16 protein-coding genes are annotated in these 17,451 nt (G+C 69.2%); 6 read left to right on the top strand and 10 right to left on the bottom strand.

The window, feature by feature from the left end; genetic code table 11:
* Positions 1 to 849: MFS transporter (locus tag ACIBLC_RS28655; protein WP_399214153.1), on the top strand; the 849-nt coding region annotated here is incomplete at its 5' end.
* Between the two features lie 1,274 nt (positions 850 to 2,123).
* Here ACIBLC_RS28655 and ACIBLC_RS28660 read toward each other — a convergent pair.
* Positions 2,124 to 2,624 carry a MarR family winged helix-turn-helix transcriptional regulator gene (locus tag ACIBLC_RS28660; RefSeq protein WP_399214154.1) on the bottom strand — a complete coding sequence of 167 codons (501 nt, stop codon included), beginning with the start codon at positions 2,622 to 2,624 and terminating at the stop codon, positions 2,124 to 2,126.
* A gap of 157 nt (positions 2,625 to 2,781) precedes the next feature.
* On the opposite strand from ACIBLC_RS28660, the gene ACIBLC_RS28665 reads away from it, so the two are divergent.
* From ACIBLC_RS28665 to ACIBLC_RS28675, 3 genes are all read left to right on the top strand, one after another.
* Positions 2,782 to 2,910 (top strand): hypothetical protein, encoded by a 129-nt coding sequence (locus tag ACIBLC_RS28665; protein WP_399214155.1) that lies wholly within the window; start codon positions 2,782 to 2,784, stop codon positions 2,908 to 2,910.
* 454 nt (positions 2,911 to 3,364) lie between these two features.
* On the top strand, positions 3,365 to 4,402 hold the full coding sequence (locus ACIBLC_RS28670) for a zinc-binding dehydrogenase (RefSeq protein ID WP_399214156.1): 1,038 nt from the start codon (positions 3,365 to 3,367) through the stop codon (positions 4,400 to 4,402).
* A gap of 242 nt (positions 4,403 to 4,644) precedes the next feature.
* Positions 4,645 to 5,811 (top strand): sensor histidine kinase, encoded by a 1,167-nt coding sequence (locus ACIBLC_RS28675; protein ID WP_399214157.1) that lies wholly within the window; start codon positions 4,645 to 4,647, stop codon positions 5,809 to 5,811.
* A gap of 160 nt (positions 5,812 to 5,971) precedes the next feature.
* Here the strand turns inward: ACIBLC_RS28675 and ACIBLC_RS28680 are convergent, their stop codons facing one another.
* From ACIBLC_RS28680 to ACIBLC_RS28705, 6 genes are all read right to left on the bottom strand, one after another.
* A complete protein-coding gene (locus ACIBLC_RS28680) occupies positions 5,972 to 6,916 on the bottom strand; it encodes an SDR family NAD(P)-dependent oxidoreductase (protein WP_399214158.1) in 945 nt (314 codons plus the stop codon).
* Positions 6,917 to 7,060: 144 nt separating this feature from the next.
* Entirely contained in the window at positions 7,061 to 8,305 is a 1,245-nt protein-coding gene (locus ACIBLC_RS28685; protein WP_399214159.1) for a cytochrome P450, read from the bottom strand.
* A gap of 48 nt (positions 8,306 to 8,353) precedes the next feature.
* Complete coding sequence (locus tag ACIBLC_RS28690) at positions 8,354 to 8,548, bottom strand: ferredoxin (RefSeq protein WP_387188149.1); 195 nt, start codon at positions 8,546 to 8,548, stop codon at positions 8,354 to 8,356.
* Between the two features lie 17 nt (positions 8,549 to 8,565).
* Positions 8,566 to 9,783 carry an NAD(P)/FAD-dependent oxidoreductase gene (locus tag ACIBLC_RS28695; RefSeq protein ID WP_399214160.1) on the bottom strand — a complete coding sequence of 406 codons (1,218 nt, stop codon included), beginning with the start codon at positions 9,781 to 9,783 and terminating at the stop codon, positions 8,566 to 8,568.
* Between the two features lie 105 nt (positions 9,784 to 9,888).
* The gene (locus ACIBLC_RS28700) at positions 9,889 to 10,629 is read right to left on the bottom strand and encodes an SDR family NAD(P)-dependent oxidoreductase (protein ID WP_399214162.1); all 741 of its coding nucleotides are present in this window, start codon (positions 10,627 to 10,629) and stop codon (positions 9,889 to 9,891) included.
* A 38-nt stretch (positions 10,630 to 10,667) separates the two neighbouring features.
* Positions 10,668 to 11,069: a carboxymuconolactone decarboxylase family protein gene (locus tag ACIBLC_RS28705; protein ID WP_399214163.1), complete on the bottom strand. Its 402-nt coding sequence runs from the start codon at positions 11,067 to 11,069 to the stop codon at positions 10,668 to 10,670.
* Positions 11,070 to 11,296: 227 nt separating this feature from the next.
* On the opposite strand from ACIBLC_RS28705, the gene ACIBLC_RS28710 reads away from it, so the two are divergent.
* The gene (locus ACIBLC_RS28710) at positions 11,297 to 12,970 is read left to right on the top strand and encodes a flavin-containing monooxygenase (protein ID WP_399214164.1); all 1,674 of its coding nucleotides are present in this window, start codon (positions 11,297 to 11,299) and stop codon (positions 12,968 to 12,970) included.
* Between the two features lie 75 nt (positions 12,971 to 13,045).
* Here the strand turns inward: ACIBLC_RS28710 and ACIBLC_RS28715 are convergent, their stop codons facing one another.
* On the bottom strand, positions 13,046 to 13,444 hold the full coding sequence (locus ACIBLC_RS28715) for a nuclear transport factor 2 family protein (protein WP_399214165.1): 399 nt from the start codon (positions 13,442 to 13,444) through the stop codon (positions 13,046 to 13,048).
* A gap of 26 nt (positions 13,445 to 13,470) precedes the next feature.
* Positions 13,471 to 13,866, bottom strand: coding sequence for a YybH family protein (locus ACIBLC_RS28720; RefSeq protein ID WP_399214166.1), 396 nt, complete (start codon positions 13,864 to 13,866; stop codon positions 13,471 to 13,473).
* Positions 13,867 to 14,063: 197 nt separating this feature from the next.
* Between ACIBLC_RS28720 and ACIBLC_RS28725 the strand changes: the two genes are divergently transcribed.
* Positions 14,064 to 15,110, top strand: a complete 1,047-nt coding sequence (locus ACIBLC_RS28725) for a cyclase family protein (protein ID WP_399214167.1) — start codon at positions 14,064 to 14,066, stop codon at positions 15,108 to 15,110.
* A gap of 195 nt (positions 15,111 to 15,305) precedes the next feature.
* Here the strand turns inward: ACIBLC_RS28725 and ACIBLC_RS28730 are convergent, their stop codons facing one another.
* The gene (locus tag ACIBLC_RS28730) at positions 15,306 to 17,315 is read right to left on the bottom strand and encodes a pyruvate dehydrogenase complex E1 component subunit beta (RefSeq protein ID WP_399214168.1); all 2,010 of its coding nucleotides are present in this window, start codon (positions 17,313 to 17,315) and stop codon (positions 15,306 to 15,308) included.
* Positions 17,316 to 17,451: the final 136 nt, after the last annotated feature.

Consider the following 17,451-nt stretch of genomic DNA (forward strand, 5'->3'; position numbering starts at 1 on the left):
CTGGTCTCCCTGCTGCTGGGCATCTCCAAGGGCTCCGACTGGGGCTGGACCAGCGGCACCGTCCTCGGTCTGTTCTCCACCGCGGTCGTCGTACTCCTGGCATGGGGGGCGTTCGAGCTGCGCACGGCCCAGCCGCTGGTGGACCTCCGCACCCTCGCCCGCCGTCAGGTGCTCTTCACCAACCTCGCCTCCGTGGCGTTCGGCTTCTCGATGTTCGCGATGTCCCTGGTCCTCCCCCAGCTGCTCCAGCTGCCCGAACAGACGGGCTACGGCCTCGGCAAGTCCATGCTGACCGTCGGGCTGGTACTGGCTCCGCAGGGCCTGGTGATGATGGCGATGGCTCCGCTGTCCGCCGCGATCTCCAAGGCCAAGGGCCCGAAGATCACCCTGATGATGGGCGCGGTCATCGTCGCCGCCGGCTACGGCCTGAACATCCTCCTGATGTCCGAGGTCTGGCACCTCGTCCTGGTCTCCTGCATCATCGGCGCCGGTGTCGGTTTCGCCTACGGCGCGATGCCCGCTCTCATCATGGGCGCGGTACCCGCCACCGAGACGGCCGCCGCCAACAGCCTCAACACCCTGATGCGGTCCATCGGCACCTCCTTCGCCAGCGCCCTCGCCGGCGTCATCCTGGCGCAGATGACCACCGACTTCGGCAGCAGCGCCCTGCCCTCCGAGAACGGCTTCAAGACCGTCATGGCCGTCGGCGCCGGTGCCGCCCTCCTCGCCCTCCTCCTCGCCTCCTTCCTCCCGCGGCAGCGCGCAGCCGCAGCGCATGCGACCGCGTCCCCCATCGCGGGACCAGGCGAGCAGGCCGGAACCCCCGAGGTGTCCGACGCGAAGGCGTAGCATCCCGTGCGCCGGACGTCTGCCCCTCTCCGACCGCCTGGCGGTCGCCACCCCGCTCCCGCGGGAGGCGACCGCCATCGCCTGTGTACCCGTCCGATCCACGCTTTCACCAAGCAGCCACTGGTGAGCGTCTTCGATCCGGACAGCCTCGATACGCGAGTAAGCGGGCGGTTCCGCCCAGCTCATGGCGCGTACGCCGCCGGTGCGGTGCGCAGCCGCGGGGACGACGGCCTGGCCGTCATTCGCGGCATATCGTTCGCCGAACCACTGGTGAGGACGCGCGGTTCCAGGCACCGCACCCGCCACGCACCTGGGACGGAACACGGGACGCGTTCGCCCGGCCCCGGGCAACGAGACCGAGCGCATCGCCGCCGACGGCGACGTGGTCGTCGTTACGCTCAACTACTGAGTCATCGTCGACGGGGCGCCCGCCAACCGTGGCCTGGTCGACCCGGTCGCGGCCCTGGAATGGGTGCGGGAGGTACCGTCACGGCGTTCGGCTACGCCTCTGGCCAGGCAACCGTCTTCGGTGAGTCCACCGGAGCAGGATCGGCCGCCTCCCTGCCGGCCATGTCGAACGCGGCAGGACTGTTCCGCCGGGCCATCGCGCAGAGCGTGCCCGGGCAAGTTCTTCTCGGACGAACTGGCCCGGGGACATCGCGGCCGCCATCGCCGCGGAGACGGGACTACGACCGACGGTCACCAACCTGTCCACGGTTGACCCTCGGCAACTCCCGTCTGCCGGGGCGGCGTTGGGCACCAAGGTTCACGAGTGCAGGAAAGGTGTGGAGGCAGGTCGTCCCTACCGGGACCCTCTCCTCCCCCGCCATGCTTCCGACGGCTCCCTGGCAGGCGCCAAAGGCTGGCGCTGACGGCCCCGGCGGGCAGCGCGGAAAGATCACCGATGAGGTGGCGTGAGGTCGTTCGCGGGGCCTAGCGGACAACTCCGCAGATCAGGACGCCTGCACCAGGTGGCATGAGTGGCGTCGCGCCGTTCCGTGGGACGGGCCGGGCGGCAGGGTAGGACGTTGTCCCCCACTGAAGCCAGGGCTACGCCCCCGACATCGCCGGGGCGTACGGTGGCGCGCCTCGATGTGTGGCCCACTTCGACTCGACCACCCGCCAACTCCGGTTCGGTGACACCGGGATCAACCGGGGCACCCGGATGTACCGACTGTCACCACAGCGGTGCCGACGGAGCCACCCCGGTTGCCGACGGACCCACCCCAGTTGCCGACCGGACCCTCCCCGGTTGAGCCATGAAGTCAGCTCCGTCAGGTAAGGGGCCCGGCTTCCACCGGCGCCTCGGCGTGCGTGACGAAGTCGTCTACGAGCCGATGGAAGAGCGTGGCGAACTGCCTCAGGTCCTCGGGTGACCAGTCGGCCAGAGCCACCTCCATACCCCGGCGGCTCACCTCTCGTATGCGCTCGACCGCTACCAGTCCGGCGTCCGTGAGCTGAATGAGATGAGCACGGCTGTCGTCCGGATCCTGGACGCGGACCACGTAACCGTCCTTCTCCAACTGCCGTAGTTGCCGACTGACATGGGAGGCTTCCACGGACAGACGGACCGCGAGCACTCCAGGCCGTACCGGCTCACTCTCGGCGATACTCCGCAGGATCGAGGCCGCAGCCCGGTCCAGGTTCAGTCCGGCCACGGCCATCAGACGCTCGTGCTGCCGGGCCCGGCCGGCCAGGTATGCCACGCGGGTGAGGGCTTGCTCAATTGCGGCCACGTCCGTGGAGACGGGCTCTGCGGGTGATGGTGGGGACATGAGTCCACCGTAACAGCTACTTGCCTTAGTCAAGCAAAATATGGACACAGTTGCTTGACTTAAGTAACGCCCCTATGATTGCCTAAGTTAAGCAATATGACGGCACCCGTTGCGGACGGACACGCCGGACTCCCCTACCGTCGCAGGAGCATCTCTCATGTCGCACCCCACCTTCGTGGCCGTCAGGACCCTCGACGTGCCCAGCGTGGACTCCTGCTCCTTCATCACCGTTGTCACGGCGGCCCGCGCTCCGCTTGGCGCCGACCGACACCGCCGCGCCACCTGACGCGACGCGGCCCACGGCACCCTGACCGTGGCCACACAGACCGGGGCCTCCTCGAGCGGAGACGGCCCCGCCGCGTCGGCCCCGTGGGGACGGGGGCGGCGCAGCCTCGGGCCCGGCGGCCGGAGCACTCTCCCCGTCCGCCGCCGGGCCCGAGGACACCGATGGTGCCGAGTCCCCCATCGACGGACGGCCCCACACCCCTGAATCCCAGCGTCGGCCGACAGCTCCAGGCCACCGCTCCCGTCCACGTACGCCGCGACTGAGCGTCCACGCCGAACTGCCGGCCCTGCCCCTTCCGTCGGCGCGGACGACCCGAACGGAATCGTCCGGCCCGTCGGCAAGTGCTGGGCCGCCGCCCGAGGAAGCTCTCACGGGCGGGAACCCAATCCGCGGAACCCCCGGAGCTCACACGAGCGCTGCCACACTCCAACAGTTCCAGAAAGAGAGTCTCCCGATGGCCACGATGAAGTCAGTGCGAACCGGTGCGGTCGGCAAGATCGACGTCGTCGACGTCGAACGCCCCGCACCCGGCCCCAAAGACGCCCTCATGCGGGTCCGAGCCTGCGGTATCTGCGGCACCGACACCCACTTCCTCCACCTGGGCGGCATCCCCTTCGGTCCCGGGGGCTCGATGATCTCCTTGCCGCTGGGCCACGAACCGGCGGGCGAGATCGTCGAGGTCGGAGCCGAGGTCACCGGGCTGAAGGCGGGCGACCGGGTGGTGGTCAATCCGCAGGGCGCTCCGTCCGGGATCATCGGCTGCGGCGGCAGGCTCGGCGGCATGGGCGAGTACCTCCTCATCGAGGACGCCGTTCTGGGCAGGAGCGTCACCGTCTTCCCCGACACCGTGCCGTTCGCCGTCGCCGCGCTCAACGAGCCCATGGCCGTCGCCCGCCACTGCGTCAACCGCTCCGAAGCGGGGCCCGCGGACAGGGTCGTCGTCTTCGGCGCCGGACCCATCGGACTCGGCGCCGCCATCTGGCTCAAGCTGCGCGGTGTCGAGCACGTCGTGGTCGCCGACATCATCCCCGAGCGCCTGGAGACCGCGCTCGCCATCGGCGCGGACGCCGTCATCAACTCCGCCAAGGAGAATGTGACGGAGCGCCTGACCGAACTGCACGGCCAGGCCGCCAACGCACTCGGCCAGCCCCGCCCCGCGACCGACATCTACATCGACGCCGCGGGCGTCCCGGCGATCATCAACACCACGGTCGCGTCCGCCAAGTGGGGCGCCAAGCTCGTCATGGTCGCCGTCCAGAAGCAGTCCGCCGCCATCGACCTCGGCGGCATGCTCCGCAGCGAACTGACCCTCATCGCCTCTCAGGGCTACCCCACCGAGATCTTCGAGGTCACCCCCGAAATCGTCGAACACCAGGAACGATTCGCGAAACTGATCAGCCACCATGTCCCGTTCTCCGATGTGGAGCAGGCCTTCCTCCTCGCCCGCACGCCGGGAGCCGCCGAGAAGGTCGTCGTCACCTTCGACGAGTAGTCGCGAACGGCAGCAGGTGCCCGGCGTTCCTGTCACGGACAGGAGCCGGCGACAGGAGCCGCACCGGCCGCTTCCTCGCGGGAAGAAGCGGCCCCTGCTCACCGCGGTGCACGGCACTCGACCGGCCGTTCCATCCGCCCCGGCAGCGCCCACTCCGCACGAACACCCTTCGATGATCCGTTGATTCGTCGCGCCACCGCGGTTGCAGCATCGGACAGGAACCCCACTCCATGATCAATAGCTTGCGACGTCAGCGAAGCCACCCTCGTATCATCGACGCGGCCCTCACCGCGGTCCTCTTCGCCTGTTCCTTCCCCGGAAGCATGATCACGTTCCCGGGTGATCACCTGGACGTGCCGTGGTGGCCCGGTGTACTGCTGGCGGGCGCCTCCTGCGTCGCTCTGCTGTGGCGCCGCGACTTCCCCCGCACGACCCTGGTGCTGACGGCGGTCTGCGCTACGGCCATGGCCGGGCTCGGCTATATCCTCACCGTCGTGCTGCTGGGGCCCCTCATGGTCGCGCTCAACTCACTGGCCGCGCGCACCGATCGGCGAACCGCGAACACCTTCACCTTCACTGGCATCGCGATGCTGGTGGGCACGGCGCTGACCGTCGGCCCCGGGAACGAACCGCTGGTCCTCAAGTTGATCGGTCCGGCAGCCTGGCTGCTGCTACCCACCGCTCTCGGTACCGCGACCCGGCTTCGCACCGAGCAGGCGGAACGAGCCCGGGAGGAGGAGGCACGACACCGCGTCACCGAGGAGCGCATGCGCATCGCCCGCGACCTGCACGATGTCGTCGCCCACCACCTGGTCCTGGCCAACATCCAGGCCGGTGCCGTCGCCCGCTTCATCCGTGAACGACCTGACGAGGCCGAGAAGATCGCCACCGCCCTCGCCGAGACGGCACACTCGGCCGTGCGCGAACTCAAGTCCACCGTCGGCCTGTTGCGCCTCGCGGACGATGCGGACGAGTCTCAGGAGTCCACGCCGGGGATCGCCGGGCTCCCTGAGCTGACCGCCTCGTTCCGGAACGCCGGACTCACGGTCAGCGTCACCACCCAGGGAGTGCGGCAGCCCCTCTCCCCCGGCGCGGACGTCGCGGCGTACCGCATCGTGCAGGAGGCCCTCACCAACGTGGCCAAACACGCCGTGACCCGCTCGGCCGAGGTACAACTCTCCTATACCGGGGACCGGTTGGACATCACGATCACCAACGGAGGAAGCCCGGCAGCGTCCCCCTCCCCGGCCCCGGACAGCGGCTACGGACTCATCGGCATGCGCGAGCGCGCCCGCTCCGCCGGTGGTCGCCTTCGTGCGGGCCATCGCGCCCAAGGCGGCTTCGAAGTCGTCACAGAACTGCCTCTGCACCCCCGCCCCGGCCCCCACGAAGAAGTCGCACCGGCCTGAACGTCCAGGCTTCGGTCCGCCTGGGCCGGCCGAGCGCGAACCCGCGCATGAGACGAACGGCCGCTGGGAGTCCTCGCCAAGGCACGCGCCGGTACGCCGAAACCCCCCGCCGACCCTCGTGGAGGGTGTCCGGCAGGCGGTCTCGGCGTACCGGCGCCGCTTACGAGGTCGCGGAGCCCGGGCTGTCTCCGAACTGATGCTTGAGGAACGAGCCGGACCAGGCCATGAGGTCGGTGGGCACGTGGTAGCCCTTCTCGTCGTTGACCGTGTCCCAGTTCTCGGCGATGTCCTCGATGGAGGCCGGGCCGTCCTCGTGCACATAGCCCTCGGTCGAGGCGATGAAGAGCCGTCCGAAGCGACCGGCTCCGGCCGTGTAGATCTCCCCGTTGACCGGGCAGCTCTCGTGAGCGAGGAAGGCGACCATCGGCGCCACCGCGTCCGAAGGCATGAACGGCTGGCCGGGGACGGGCTGCGCGTCGTCGGCCAGGGGTTCGCCGCCCGCCATCCGGGTCTGCGCCGCCGGGGCGATCAGGTTGACCTTGATGCCATGCGGCTCCCCCGCCATCCTGGCGCTGCGGGCCATCCCGATCACGCCGCCCTTCGCCGCCGCGTACGACAGGTTGTTGTCGAAGCCGAACAGGCCGCTCGACGTCGTCAGCACCACCCGGCCGTAACCCTGCTCGACGAAGTGCGGCCAGGCGGCCCGCATCGTGTTGAACGAACCGATGAGGTGAACGTCGAGGTGGGCTTCGAGATTCTCCAGATCAACCTCCGGCAGGCCGGCCCACCTGATGATCCCGGCGTTGTTGACCAGGATGTCGATCCGGCCGAAGTGGTCGAGCGCGGTGTCGATGATCGCCTGACCGCCCGCGCGCGTGGATACGTCGTTGGTGTCGGCCACGGCCTCACCGCCGGCCGCGACGATCTCCGCGACGACCGACTGCGCGGGCCCGGTGTCGGCCCCCTCGCCCTCGATCGACCCACCAAGGTCGTTGACGACGACCTTTGCCCCGCGCTCGGCCAGAAGGCGGGCGTAGGCCCGGCCGATACCGCGGCCCGCCCCGGTGACAACCGCGACGCGTCCTTCGAAGCTCAACTCACTCATGCGTGACTCCTGTCGTACTGCGTTGTCGCTGCAGACCTCGGCCTGCGCACCGCCGACCCACCGGCCGGTCCGGCCACTGGTCCGACGGTCTCCCCGGGGCCGGACGCCGATCGGACCGTTCGGCAGCTGGGCAGGGGTGCTCGGCTACCAGGTGACGGGCAGCTCGTGGATGCCGAAGGCGAGCGAGTCGGCCCCGCGGAACGCGAGCTCGTCGACGCCCACCGCGAGGCGCAGGGTCGGAATACGCCGGTAGAGCGTGCCGTAGACGACCTGGAGCTCGATGCGGGCGAGCTGCTGGCCGAGGCACTGGTGGATTCCCCAGCCGAAGGCGTGGTGGTGGCGCGCCTCGCGGGTGAGGTCGAGATTCTCCGGGTCGGGGAAGGCCTGCGGGTCCCAGTTCCCCGCGGGCAGAGGAACGACGATGCCCTCACCGGCCTTGATGTCCACGCCCTCGAACTCGAAGTCCTCCCGGGCGATCCGGCGCTGCCCGAACTGCGCGACCGTCAGGTAGCGCAGGAGCTCCTCGACCGCGTTCGTGACGACCTTCGGGTCGTCGGTATCGCGCAACAACGCCAGCTGCTCGGGGTTCTGCAGCAGCAGAGCGGTCCCCAGTGTGATCATGGTGGCGCTGGTCTCGTGGCCGGCGATCAGCAGGATCATGGCCAGCATGGTGGCCTCGGGAAGGGTGAGTTCCTCCGCCTTGACCCGCGCCGCGAAGTCCGAGATCACGTCCTCGGTCGGCTCCTCCATCCTGACCTTGATCAGCCCGGCCAGGTAGCCGCCCAGTGCCTCGCTCGCCCGGCGGTCGTCCTCGGGAGTCTTGTCCCTGTCACTCCTGGTGGCGAAGGAGGCGTGCTCCTGGAAGAAGTCGTGGTCCTCGTACGGCACGCCGAGCAGTGCGCAGATCATCAGCGAGGGCAGCGGCAGCGACAGGGCGGTCACCAGGTTCGCCGGCTTCGGGCCCGCCAGCATCTTGTCGATGAGGTCGTCGGTGAACCTCTGGATGTCCGGGCGCAACGCCTCCATCCGGGGGCGCGTGAAGGGGCGCGTCATCATCCGGCGGATCCGGGTGTGGTCGGCGCCGTCGGCGTTGAAGATCGTGAGCGGGTGGTGAGGAGAGCCCTCCGCCATGGCCCGGGTCGGGTGCGGGAAGCCGGGCTGCTTGTCGTCCGAGCTCACCCGCGGGTCGGCAAGGATCGCTCGCTGGGCGGCATGGCCCGTGACGAGCCACGGGATACTGCCGTTCCAGATCCGGCCCGGGGAGACGGGAGCCTTGTCATTGAGGGCGCGCAGCCCGGGCGGCGGGGCGAAGGGGCATTTCGCGTCCCTTTCGTCCTGGTAGTCGTAAACCTGCTCATCGGGGGCGGGTCGGGTCTCTGCCTCGGCCATGGTTTTTCCTCCAGATGCGTGGGGGGAAACGGGAGAAGTCCGGGGGGGCTATTCCTCGATACGGATGGCCAGTGCGGGGCAGACCGCGGCCGCGTCGCGGACGTCGTCGGCCAGCTCCGGCGGCGGGTTCTCGTTGAGCAGGACGACGATGCCGTCCTCGTCGCGCTGGTCGAACACGTCCATGGCGGCGGACACGCACTGTCCTGCGGCGACGCACTTCTCCTCGTCGACGACAACCTTCATGGGTCTCTCCTGACCGTTCAGTGGGTGGGGGTCGGCGCGTTCAGCGCGTCGACGATCTCTTGGCGGCGCAGGCGCGTCTGCTTCGGCATGTTCCAGCCGAGCACCCCGGTGACCTGTCCGTTGCTCCGGTACCGGGCCACGAATCGGCGGCTCGTCAGGTCGCCCTCGACGATGTCCACTTCGGCGTCGGCGCTCAGAAAGCCGTGGACCTGGAGCTTCGCGTCGTACTGGTCGGTCCAGAAGTACGGCACCGGCCGGTACGGCAGGTCCTCGCCAAGGATGTTGGCGGCGACGGCCATGGCCTGTTCCGTCGCGTTCGTACGGTTCTCCAGGCGCACCAGTCGGCCGAGGTGCTCGTGATGCCAGCGGGCCACGTCACCTACGGCGTAGATCCCCTCCAGCGCCATGCACCGCGAGTCGCACACGACGCCGTTGTCCAGATCGAGTCCGCTACCCGCCAGCCAGTCCGTCGCCGGGGAGGCGCCGATGGCGACGACCACCACGTCGGCCGGCAGCACCTCGCCCGTGCCGAGTTCGACGCCGGTCACCCGGCCCTCCTCACCGGTCAGCCCCGCGACGCCGGCGCCCAGGCGGAGCCGCACCCCCCGTTCGGTGTGCAGCTCCGCCAGCATGCCCGACACCAGAGGGCCCACCTGCAGGGCCATCGGGGCGGAAAGGGGTCCCGCGAGGGTGACGTCTAGGCCGAGGGTGCGCGCGGTGGCGGCGATCTCGGAGCCGAGAACTCCCTCGCCGACGACGACCAGCCGCGAGGCGGCCAACAGGTCCTTCCGCATGGCCAGTGCGTCGTCGAGGGTGCGCAGCACGTGCACTCCGGACAGGTTCTCCTGCCCGGGAAGTGTCCGCACGCGCACCCCCGTGGCGATCACGACCGCGTCCGCCCGCAGTTCCCGCCCTGATGCGGTCCGTACGGTCCGCGTTCGCGCGTCCATCGCGACAGCCGGGTCGCCGAGGTGGAAATCGGCGTCCAGTGCTGACAGCGCCTCCCCGGTCCTCAGCTCGGCCCGGACCGGCTCCCATGCGCCGGAGAGGACCTGCTTGGACAGCGGTGGCCGGTCGTACGGTGGGTGGGTCTCAGCGCCGAGGACAGTGACCGCGCCTGTGTATCCCTTGCGCCGCAGCGCCTCCACCGTGGTCAGTCCTGACGCGGACGCGCCCACCACCAGTACCTGTGTCGGGGCCGCCGTGCGAACCCTGTCGTCGTTGTCGATCCTCATGCGCGGCTCCATTGCGGCGGGCGGGAGGAAATCCCTGCGTGAAAGATAGACCTAACGGTCGGTACAATCAACCGGTCGGCATCTGCGGCGCGACCCCGTCAGGGCTCACACCAGATAGCGCCCGCCGTTCGTGCTCAGCGTCTGCCCGGTGACGTAGCCCGCCTCCTCGGAAGCGAGATATGCCACCGCGTGCGCGACGTCCTCGGGAGTGCCGGCCCGCTTCATCGGCATCGTGGCCGCGGCGGCTTCGACGTCTATGGGCCCCTCGCGCACCAGCGGCGTGTCGATGAAACCGGGCGGGACGTGGTTGACCGTGATCCCCTTCTGAACGTACTCGACGGCCAGCGCCCGGGTCAGGCCGATGACACCGCCCTTGGAGGCCACGTAGTGGGCCATGGCGGGCGCGCCGGTCTGCGCGGACGAGGAGGAGATGTTGATGATCCGGCCCCATCCGGCCGCGAGCATGTCGGGCACCAGTTCCTTCGTGACCAGGAACGGCCCCTTGAGATTGATGCCGATCATGCGGTCCCACGCGTCTTCGGTGATGTCCGTGAACGGCTGGTAGGCCGTCGTCCCCGCGTTGTTGACGAGGATGGTGACGGGGCCGAGCTCCTCGCGGGTCCGGGCGGCGGCCGAGGCCACCGCGGCGGCGTCGGAGGCGTCCCCGCCCACGGCGATCGCCTTTCCGCCCGCCGCGTGGATCGCGGCGGCGGTCTTCTCGGCACCTTCGACGTTCAGGTCCCAGACGGCCACCGCGGCACCCTTGGCCGCCAGTACGGTCGCGATTCCCTGGCCGATACCGCGGGCGCCGCCCGTGACGACCGCGACCTTTCCTTGCAGTGACATGAAAGCTCCTCGTGTACGTGGTGTCGGCTGCGGCTCCGCTACCGGGCCAGCGCCTCACGGGCGGCACTGCGGGCCGCCGTCGCGCGGGGGAAGCCGGCGTATCCGGCGGAGTGGTAGATGACCTCGGCGATCTCGTCCTCGGTCAGCCCGTTGGTCAGCGCGATCCGGACGTGGGTCCTGAGCTCGGTCTCCGCGCCGAGCGCGATCAGGACGCCCAGGGTGACCAGGCTGCGGTCGCGGCTGCCGAGGCCTTCTCGAGCCCACAGGGCGCCCCACACGCTGGTCAGTCCGATCTCGACCAGATCCTCACCCAGGAGGCCGTCCCGGAGATCGATGTCTCCTTCGGGGAACACGCCGGGCAGCGCTTCACGCATGGCCTTGAGGCCGGCGGCCCGCAGGTCCGACCCCGCCGGGGGCTCCTCGATGTCCTTGGCAGTCATACGCGGCTCCTGCTCGCACGAGAAGGCGTCCATCGCCTTGAGCGAAAGTTAGATCAAACGGTCGGTACAATCAATGGGAGCGGCAGGACGGCCTGCTCAAAAGCTTCCCCGCCAGGCCCATTGATCGGGCCCATACCCTCATCTACTCTCGATCTGAATATTCGATCGACCGGTCGAACTATGATTCATCCCGGGAGCAGCACAGCCCCTGTCACATTGGAGGGCAGATGAGCGAATCGACGAAGGTGTCGAGCGCGACGGACCACCACGCGGCGCGTACGCCGGACACCGAACCGGGAGGCCGGGTCGACGTCCTGGTCATCGGAGCCGGCGTCACCGGCATCTACCAGCTGCACCGGGCCCGTGAATCCGGCTTCTCGGTGAAGCTGATCGAGGCAGGCAGCAGCGTGGGCGGCACCTGGTACTGGAACCGCTACCCCGAGGCGCGCTTCGACTCCGAGAGCTACACCTACGGCTACCTCTTCTCCAAGGAGCTGTGGGAGGACTGGGAGTGGTCCGAACGGTTCGCGGGCCAGCCGGAGATCGAGCGCTACTTCAACCACGTCGTCGACCGCTTCGACCTGCGCCGCCACATGGTCTTCGGCTCCAGGGTGACCTCGGCGGTCTTCGACGAGCCGTCCGGCACCTGGACCGTGACGACGGACGACGGCACGGAGCACCGGGCGCGGTTCGTGATCGCCGCGACCGGCATTCTCTCCGTGCCGTTCATCCCGGACATCCCCGGACGCGCCGACTTCCGCGGCGACCAGCACCACACCGGCCGGTGGCCGAAGACGCCCATCGACTTCACCGGCAAGCGGGTGGCCCAGATCGGTACCGGCTCCAGCGGGGTGCAGATCGTCCCGGCCATCGCCGACCAGGTGGCCGGCCTGACGGTCTACCAGAAGGTGGCCGACTGGGCGACTCCACTGAACAACGGCCCGATCACGGACGAGGAACAAGCGGACCTGAAGGCGAACTTCGAGTCGATCCGCGAGACGCTGAACACCTCGCCGAGCGGGTTCCTGCACGAGATCACCATGCGTTCGGGGCTCGACGACTCCCCCGAGCAGCGGCAGGAGTTCTTCGAGGAGCGCTGGAACGGTCCGGGGTTCACCAAGCTGTCCGAGCACTACTACGACATGACGACCAACCCGACGGTGAACAAGGAGTGGTGCGAGTTCATCGCCGGGAAGATCCGCGACATCGTCGAGGATCCCGCCACGGCCGAGAAGCTGATCCCCAAGGACCACGGCTACGGCGGTCGGCGTCCGCCATTCGTGACCGGCTACTTCGAGGCGTTCAACAAGCCGGGCGTCACACTCGTCGACGTGAACGAGACGCCGATCACCCGCCTCACCGAGACCGGGATCGAGACGAGCGAGGGCGCGCGGGAGTTCGACATCATCATCTGGGCGACCGGCTACGACTTCGGCACCGGCGCCCTCAACCGGCTCGGCGTGCGCGGCCGTCAGGGCCTGGCTCTGAAGGACTACTGGGCGGAGGGCCCTTCCACCTACCTGGGGGTCGCGGTGGCCGGCTTCCCGAACTTCTTCTTCCCCGGCGGGCCGCACGGCGCGCTGGGCAACAACCCGCGCTACTCCGGCGACCAGGTGGACTTCGTCACCGACGTACTCGTCCGCACCCGCGACTCGGGCCATGACGTCGTCGAGGTGACCGACGCCGCGGAGCAGGTGTGGACGGACCTGGTCAATGACAGCGCGTCCCAGTCCTCCTTCCTGACCAGCAGTTACTTCTACGGGGCCAACATCCCCGGCAAGCCGGTCCGGCAGCTGCTCAACCCGACCGGGCGGTGGAAGCTCCAGGAGCTGATCAGGGAGGTCGGGACGAACGACTACAACACGTTCCGCTTCTCCGACGCCAAGGAGAAGGACGCCTGAACACCGCCGCGGGGCCTCGCCGGGACAATGGTCCGTCCCGGCGAGGCCCCGCGTTTTCCCGCGCCCGGTACCGCCCTACGACAGGAAGGTCGTCACCCTCCGCCGGAACCGCCACGCGCCGTCGCGCCGGCTCAGGGTGTCGTCGTAGCGCCCGACGAGCTGCACCGCCCAGCCGGACTCGCCGCGCTGGAGGAACGCCAGATTGCTCACCGCGGTCGCCTCGTCCTCGGTCCACGAGGTGACGACGGTGTTGGCCGTCAGGTGGAGTTGGGGCTGGGTCGGCGCGAAAGCGGCGTACCCCTTGCGTATGGCCTCCTGCCCTTCGTAGGTGCCGATGCCGGCGATCTCGGCGACGCCGTCGGGCCAGAACAGTTCGGCCAGGTCGTCGACCCGTCCCGCGTCCAGCGCCTGTGCGTAGGCGGCGATGGCGGCTTGCACGTTCGCCGCCACCGACGCCTCGATCGATGTGCTCATCTCGCTCCAGATGGTGAGTGGGTCGGCTACTGGAAGGTGGTGCTCCTGCGGTGCAACCGCCACACGCCCTCGTGACGGCGCAGCGTGTCGTCGTAGTGCCCGACCAGCTGCACCGCCCAGCCGGACTCACCCCGCTGAAGGAAGGCCACGTCGCTTGTCGCGGTCACCTCGTCCTCCGTCGTGGAGGTGACGACGGTGTTGGTCACCAGGTGCAGCTGCGGCTGCGTCGGCGCCCACGACTTGAAGGCGTCCCGGAGCGCGTCGTGACCCTCGATGGGGTCCATTCCCGGAAGTTCGAGGACCGCGTCGGGGGCGTACAGCGCGACGACCTCGTCGGTACGGCCGGCGTCCTGGGCCTGGGTGTGCGCGCCTATGACGCCACGCACACCCGCCGCGACCCACGCCAGTGTGGATTCGCTCAATTTTCCTCCAAGGTTGAATGGTGACCCACCCCGGACACGAGGCCTCGTTGCAGGTTTCGACCAGTCAGTCTATTGCTCTTGCGATGAGGAAGGGAGAGGGTACTCACCACATCCTGAAGATTTGTTGACCGACCGGTACAATCTCAATAGCATACTGACGGCTGTCAACGGTGACCGTCGCACGAGGAGGCAACATCGTGACCAAGCGTTGGAAGCAGCGTCCGCCCGGTTCGACATGGGGCGACTTCGGTGAGGACGACGAGCTGGGGCGCGTCAACCTGCTGACCCCGGAGAAGGTCCTCCAGGGGGTGCGCGAGGTCGAACACGGGATCACCTTCGGCCTGAGCCTGCCTCTCGACTATCCGGGAGGAACCTCCCTGAACCAGCGGCGCTACCCGCCGATCCTCCGGCCCACCGAGGATCTGCAGCACAAGCAGGACGTCTTCTACAACATCAGGGCGAGCGAGCACTTCTCGCCCGACCTCATCGACGTGTGGTCGGACGACGTGGTCACCCTCTGGCTGCAGTACTCGACACAGTGGGACTCCCTCGCCCACCAGGGCGCCGAGTTCGACGCCGACGGCGACGGAGTGGCCGAGCCGGTCTACTACAACGGCTACCGGCCGGACACCGACATCGTCGGCCCGCAGGACGACGCCAAGGGAGACGGCAGCGGGAGCGTCGGCTTCGCGCGCCACCTCGGCCTCGAGCACATGGCTCAGCACGGGGTCCAGGGTCGCGGCGTCCTGATCGACATCGCCCACCATCTGGGCACCGGCTACCAGGCGGTCAACTTCCAGCAGCTTCAGAAGATCATGGCGGCCGACAACGTCGTGGTCGAACCCGGTGACATCCTCCTGCTGCACACGGGCTTCGCCACCCAGGTCCTCGCCTGGGAGAAGAACCCGGACCCCGTGGCCATCCACCAGACGGCGTCGTACCTCGACGCGGACGACCCGGCACTGCTGAACTGGATCGCCGAGTCGCAGATCTCGGCGATCGCGTCGGACAACTACGCGATCGAGGGCGTGGGGGTCACGCAGGCCCAGGGGCCGCACACCCTGCTGCCTCTGCACCATCTGTGCCTGTTCAAGCTGGGCGTCCCGATGGGCGAGCTCTGGTACCTCCACGACCTCGCCGCCTGGCTGCGTGAGCACAACCGCAGCCGTTTCCTGCTGACGGCTCCCCCGCTGAACCTGCCGGGGACACAGGGCAGCCCGCTGACGCCGGTCGCGACGGTCTGACGGCACTGCCGAGACAGGGCTCTTCCCGAGCGGCCGAGGCCATCGGGAAGAGCCTTTCCGGTGTGCGGGTCCGCCTCGGCTCACTCGATCACTCCCCTGCCGCTCCGGTCGCGCGCCTGCCGGACGGCGGCCGGCCGCCGTCCGTGCCCAGCCGCCGGCACTCGACAGCGCCGGCGGTTTTCACGTGTGCGCGGTTCAGACGGCGGCGATCCGCCTCACAGTGTCGGCGATGGTGTCCCGCGAGGGCAGCCACAACCGCTCGAGCGACGGCGTGTACGGAGCCGGCATCGACGGCGGCGCCACCCGGGTGACGGGCGCGTCGAGGTGCCAGAACCCCTCGTCGACCGCCAGGGCGGACAGTTCGGCCCCGACCCCGAAGTCCCGTACCGCCTCGTGCGCGATGACCAGCCGGTTGGTCTTGGCGAGGGAGGCGAGGACGGTTTCGCGGTCCAGCGGGGCGATCGTGCGCAGGTCGACGACCTCGACACTCACGCCCTCGGACGCGAGCAGCTCGGCGGCGGCCAGGCAGTCATGAACCATCCGGGACCAGGAGACGAGGGTGATGTCGGTGCCCTCGCGGACGACCTTCGCCTTGCCCAGCGGCACCAGGTGGTCCTCGGCCGGGCGCGGTCCCTTGAGTCCGTACTGGAGCCGGTTCTCCACGAAGACCACCGGGTTGGGGTCCTGGATCGCGGCGCGCAGCAATCCGTAGGTGTCGGCGGGATTGGAGGGCATCACCACGGTCAGGCCGGGGATGTGGGCGAGGATCGCCTCCAGACTCTGCGAGTGCTGACTGCCGGAGGAGCGTCCGGCACCGAACTGGGTGCGCACGACGAGGGGCAGCGAGGCCCGGCCGCCGGTCATGAAGCGGAGTTTGGCGGCCTGGTTGAGGAGCATGTCGAGGCAGACGCCGATGAAGTCCATGTACATGATCTCGACGACCGGCTTCATGCCGGCCATGGCCGCGCCGACCGCCGTGCCCACGATCGCGCTCTCGCTGATCGGGGTGTCGCGGACCCGGCCGGGGAAGGCCTGGGCGAGGCCGCGGGTGAGGCCGAAGACGTTGCCGCCCGCGCCGACGTCGATACCGGCGACGAAGACGGACGGGTCCGCCGTCAACTCGTGCTCCAGAGCCAGGCGTACGGCGTCCATGGACCGGAAGATCTCCGCGTCGGCCGGGGGTACCGGAGGTTCGGGCGTCTCCGAGCGGGGAGCCGAGACGAAGTCGTACAGGGTCTCGGGGGCGGGCTCCGGCCGGCTCCTCGCCCACTCGACCGCCGCCTCGATCTCCTTGTCGATCTCCTCGTCCACGGCGTCGGCGAGTACGGCCGGCACGCCGGCACCGGTCAGGTGGCGGCGGGCGACGAGCAGGGGGTCGCGTTCCTTGGCGGCCGCGACCTCCTCGGGGCTGCGGTAGCGCTCGGGGTCGCCCTCGTAGTGCCCGTGCCAGCGGTAGGTCTCGGCCTCCACCAGCACGGGGCCACCACCCTTGCGCAGCCGGTCCACCACGTCGGTCATCATCCCGGACACCGCGAGGACGTCGTTGCCGTCGACGTGCGCGTAGCCGATGCCGTATCCGGCGGCCCGGGCGGACAGCGGGGCGCGGTGCTGGTCCGCGGCGGGCGAGAACTCGGAGTAGTGGTTGTTCTCGCAGAAGAAGACAACGGGCAGGTCCCATACGGCGGCCAGGTTGACGGCCTCGTGGAACATGCCCTGGGCGACCGCGCCGTCGCCGAAGAAGGCCACCACCACGTCACCGGCGGCGCGCAGTTTGGCGGCGGTGGCGACGCCGGCGGCGATGGGCAGACCCGCGCCGACGATGCCGTTGGCGCCGTAGATTCCGAGGCCGGGGTCGGCGATGTGCATGGAGCCGCCGCGGCCGTGGCAGGTGCCGGACTCCTTGCCCATGAGTTCAGCCATCATCGACGCGGAGTCGAGGCCCTTGGCCAGGACGTGTCCGTGGCCGCGGTGGGTGGAGGTGATGCCGTCGCGCTCGCCGAGGGGCCAGCACGCGCCGACAGCCGTGGCCTCCTGGCCGATCGACAGATGCAGGAAGCCGGGGATCTCCGTCGCCTTGTACAGCTCGGACGCCCGCTGCTCGAACCGTCGGATGCGGCGCATTCGCCGGTACATTTCCAGGAGTTGTTCCGCGTGCGCCGATCGGGTCGTGACGCCTGCGTCGGTGAACTGCGGTGCCTGAGTCATGCGCGTCCTCGCAATACTGGCGCAGAGGGCGCCACCCGGCGCCGTCTGACTCCGTCTTTTAATGTACCGTTTGGTCTAGCAAACTAAGACTGACGACGTCCCGGGGCCCGCTGTCCCCCCGGGCGGCCCTGAGGCC

Source organism: Streptomyces sp. NPDC050535 (assembly GCF_044457665.1).
Classification (GTDB): Bacteria; Actinomycetota; Actinomycetes; order Streptomycetales; family Streptomycetaceae; genus Streptomyces.

What these genes read in the sequence shown, in the direction of transcription:
- ACIBLC_RS28660 (WP_399214154.1), bottom strand. Translation starts at nt 2,624, where the DNA reads ATGTCCCCACCATCACCCGCAGAGCCCGTCTCCACGGACGTGGCCGCA.
- ACIBLC_RS28665 (WP_399214155.1), top strand. Translation starts at nt 2,782, where the DNA reads ATGTCGCACCCCACCTTCGTGGCCGTCAGGACCCTCGACGTGCCCAGC.
- ACIBLC_RS28670 (WP_399214156.1), top strand. Translation starts at nt 3,365, where the DNA reads ATGGCCACGATGAAGTCAGTGCGAACCGGTGCGGTCGGCAAGATCGAC.
- ACIBLC_RS28680 (WP_399214158.1), bottom strand. Translation starts at nt 6,916, where the DNA reads ATGAGTGAGTTGAGCTTCGAAGGACGCGTCGCGGTTGTCACCGGGGCG.
- ACIBLC_RS28685 (WP_399214159.1), bottom strand. Translation starts at nt 8,305, where the DNA reads ATGGCCGAGGCAGAGACCCGACCCGCCCCCGATGAGCAGGTTTACGAC.
- ACIBLC_RS28690 (WP_387188149.1), bottom strand. Translation starts at nt 8,548, where the DNA reads ATGAAGGTTGTCGTCGACGAGGAGAAGTGCGTCGCCGCAGGACAGTGC.
- ACIBLC_RS28695 (WP_399214160.1), bottom strand. Translation starts at nt 9,783, where the DNA reads ATGAGGATCGACAACGACGACAGGGTTCGCACGGCGGCCCCGACACAG.
- ACIBLC_RS28700 (WP_399214162.1), bottom strand. Translation starts at nt 10,629, where the DNA reads ATGTCACTGCAAGGAAAGGTCGCGGTCGTCACGGGCGGCGCCCGCGGT.
- ACIBLC_RS28705 (WP_399214163.1), bottom strand. Translation starts at nt 11,069, where the DNA reads ATGACTGCCAAGGACATCGAGGAGCCCCCGGCGGGGTCGGACCTGCGG.
- ACIBLC_RS28710 (WP_399214164.1), top strand. Translation starts at nt 11,297, where the DNA reads ATGAGCGAATCGACGAAGGTGTCGAGCGCGACGGACCACCACGCGGCG.
- ACIBLC_RS28715 (WP_399214165.1), bottom strand. Translation starts at nt 13,444, where the DNA reads ATGAGCACATCGATCGAGGCGTCGGTGGCGGCGAACGTGCAAGCCGCC.
- ACIBLC_RS28730 (WP_399214168.1), bottom strand. Translation starts at nt 17,315, where the DNA reads ATGACTCAGGCACCGCAGTTCACCGACGCAGGCGTCACGACCCGATCG.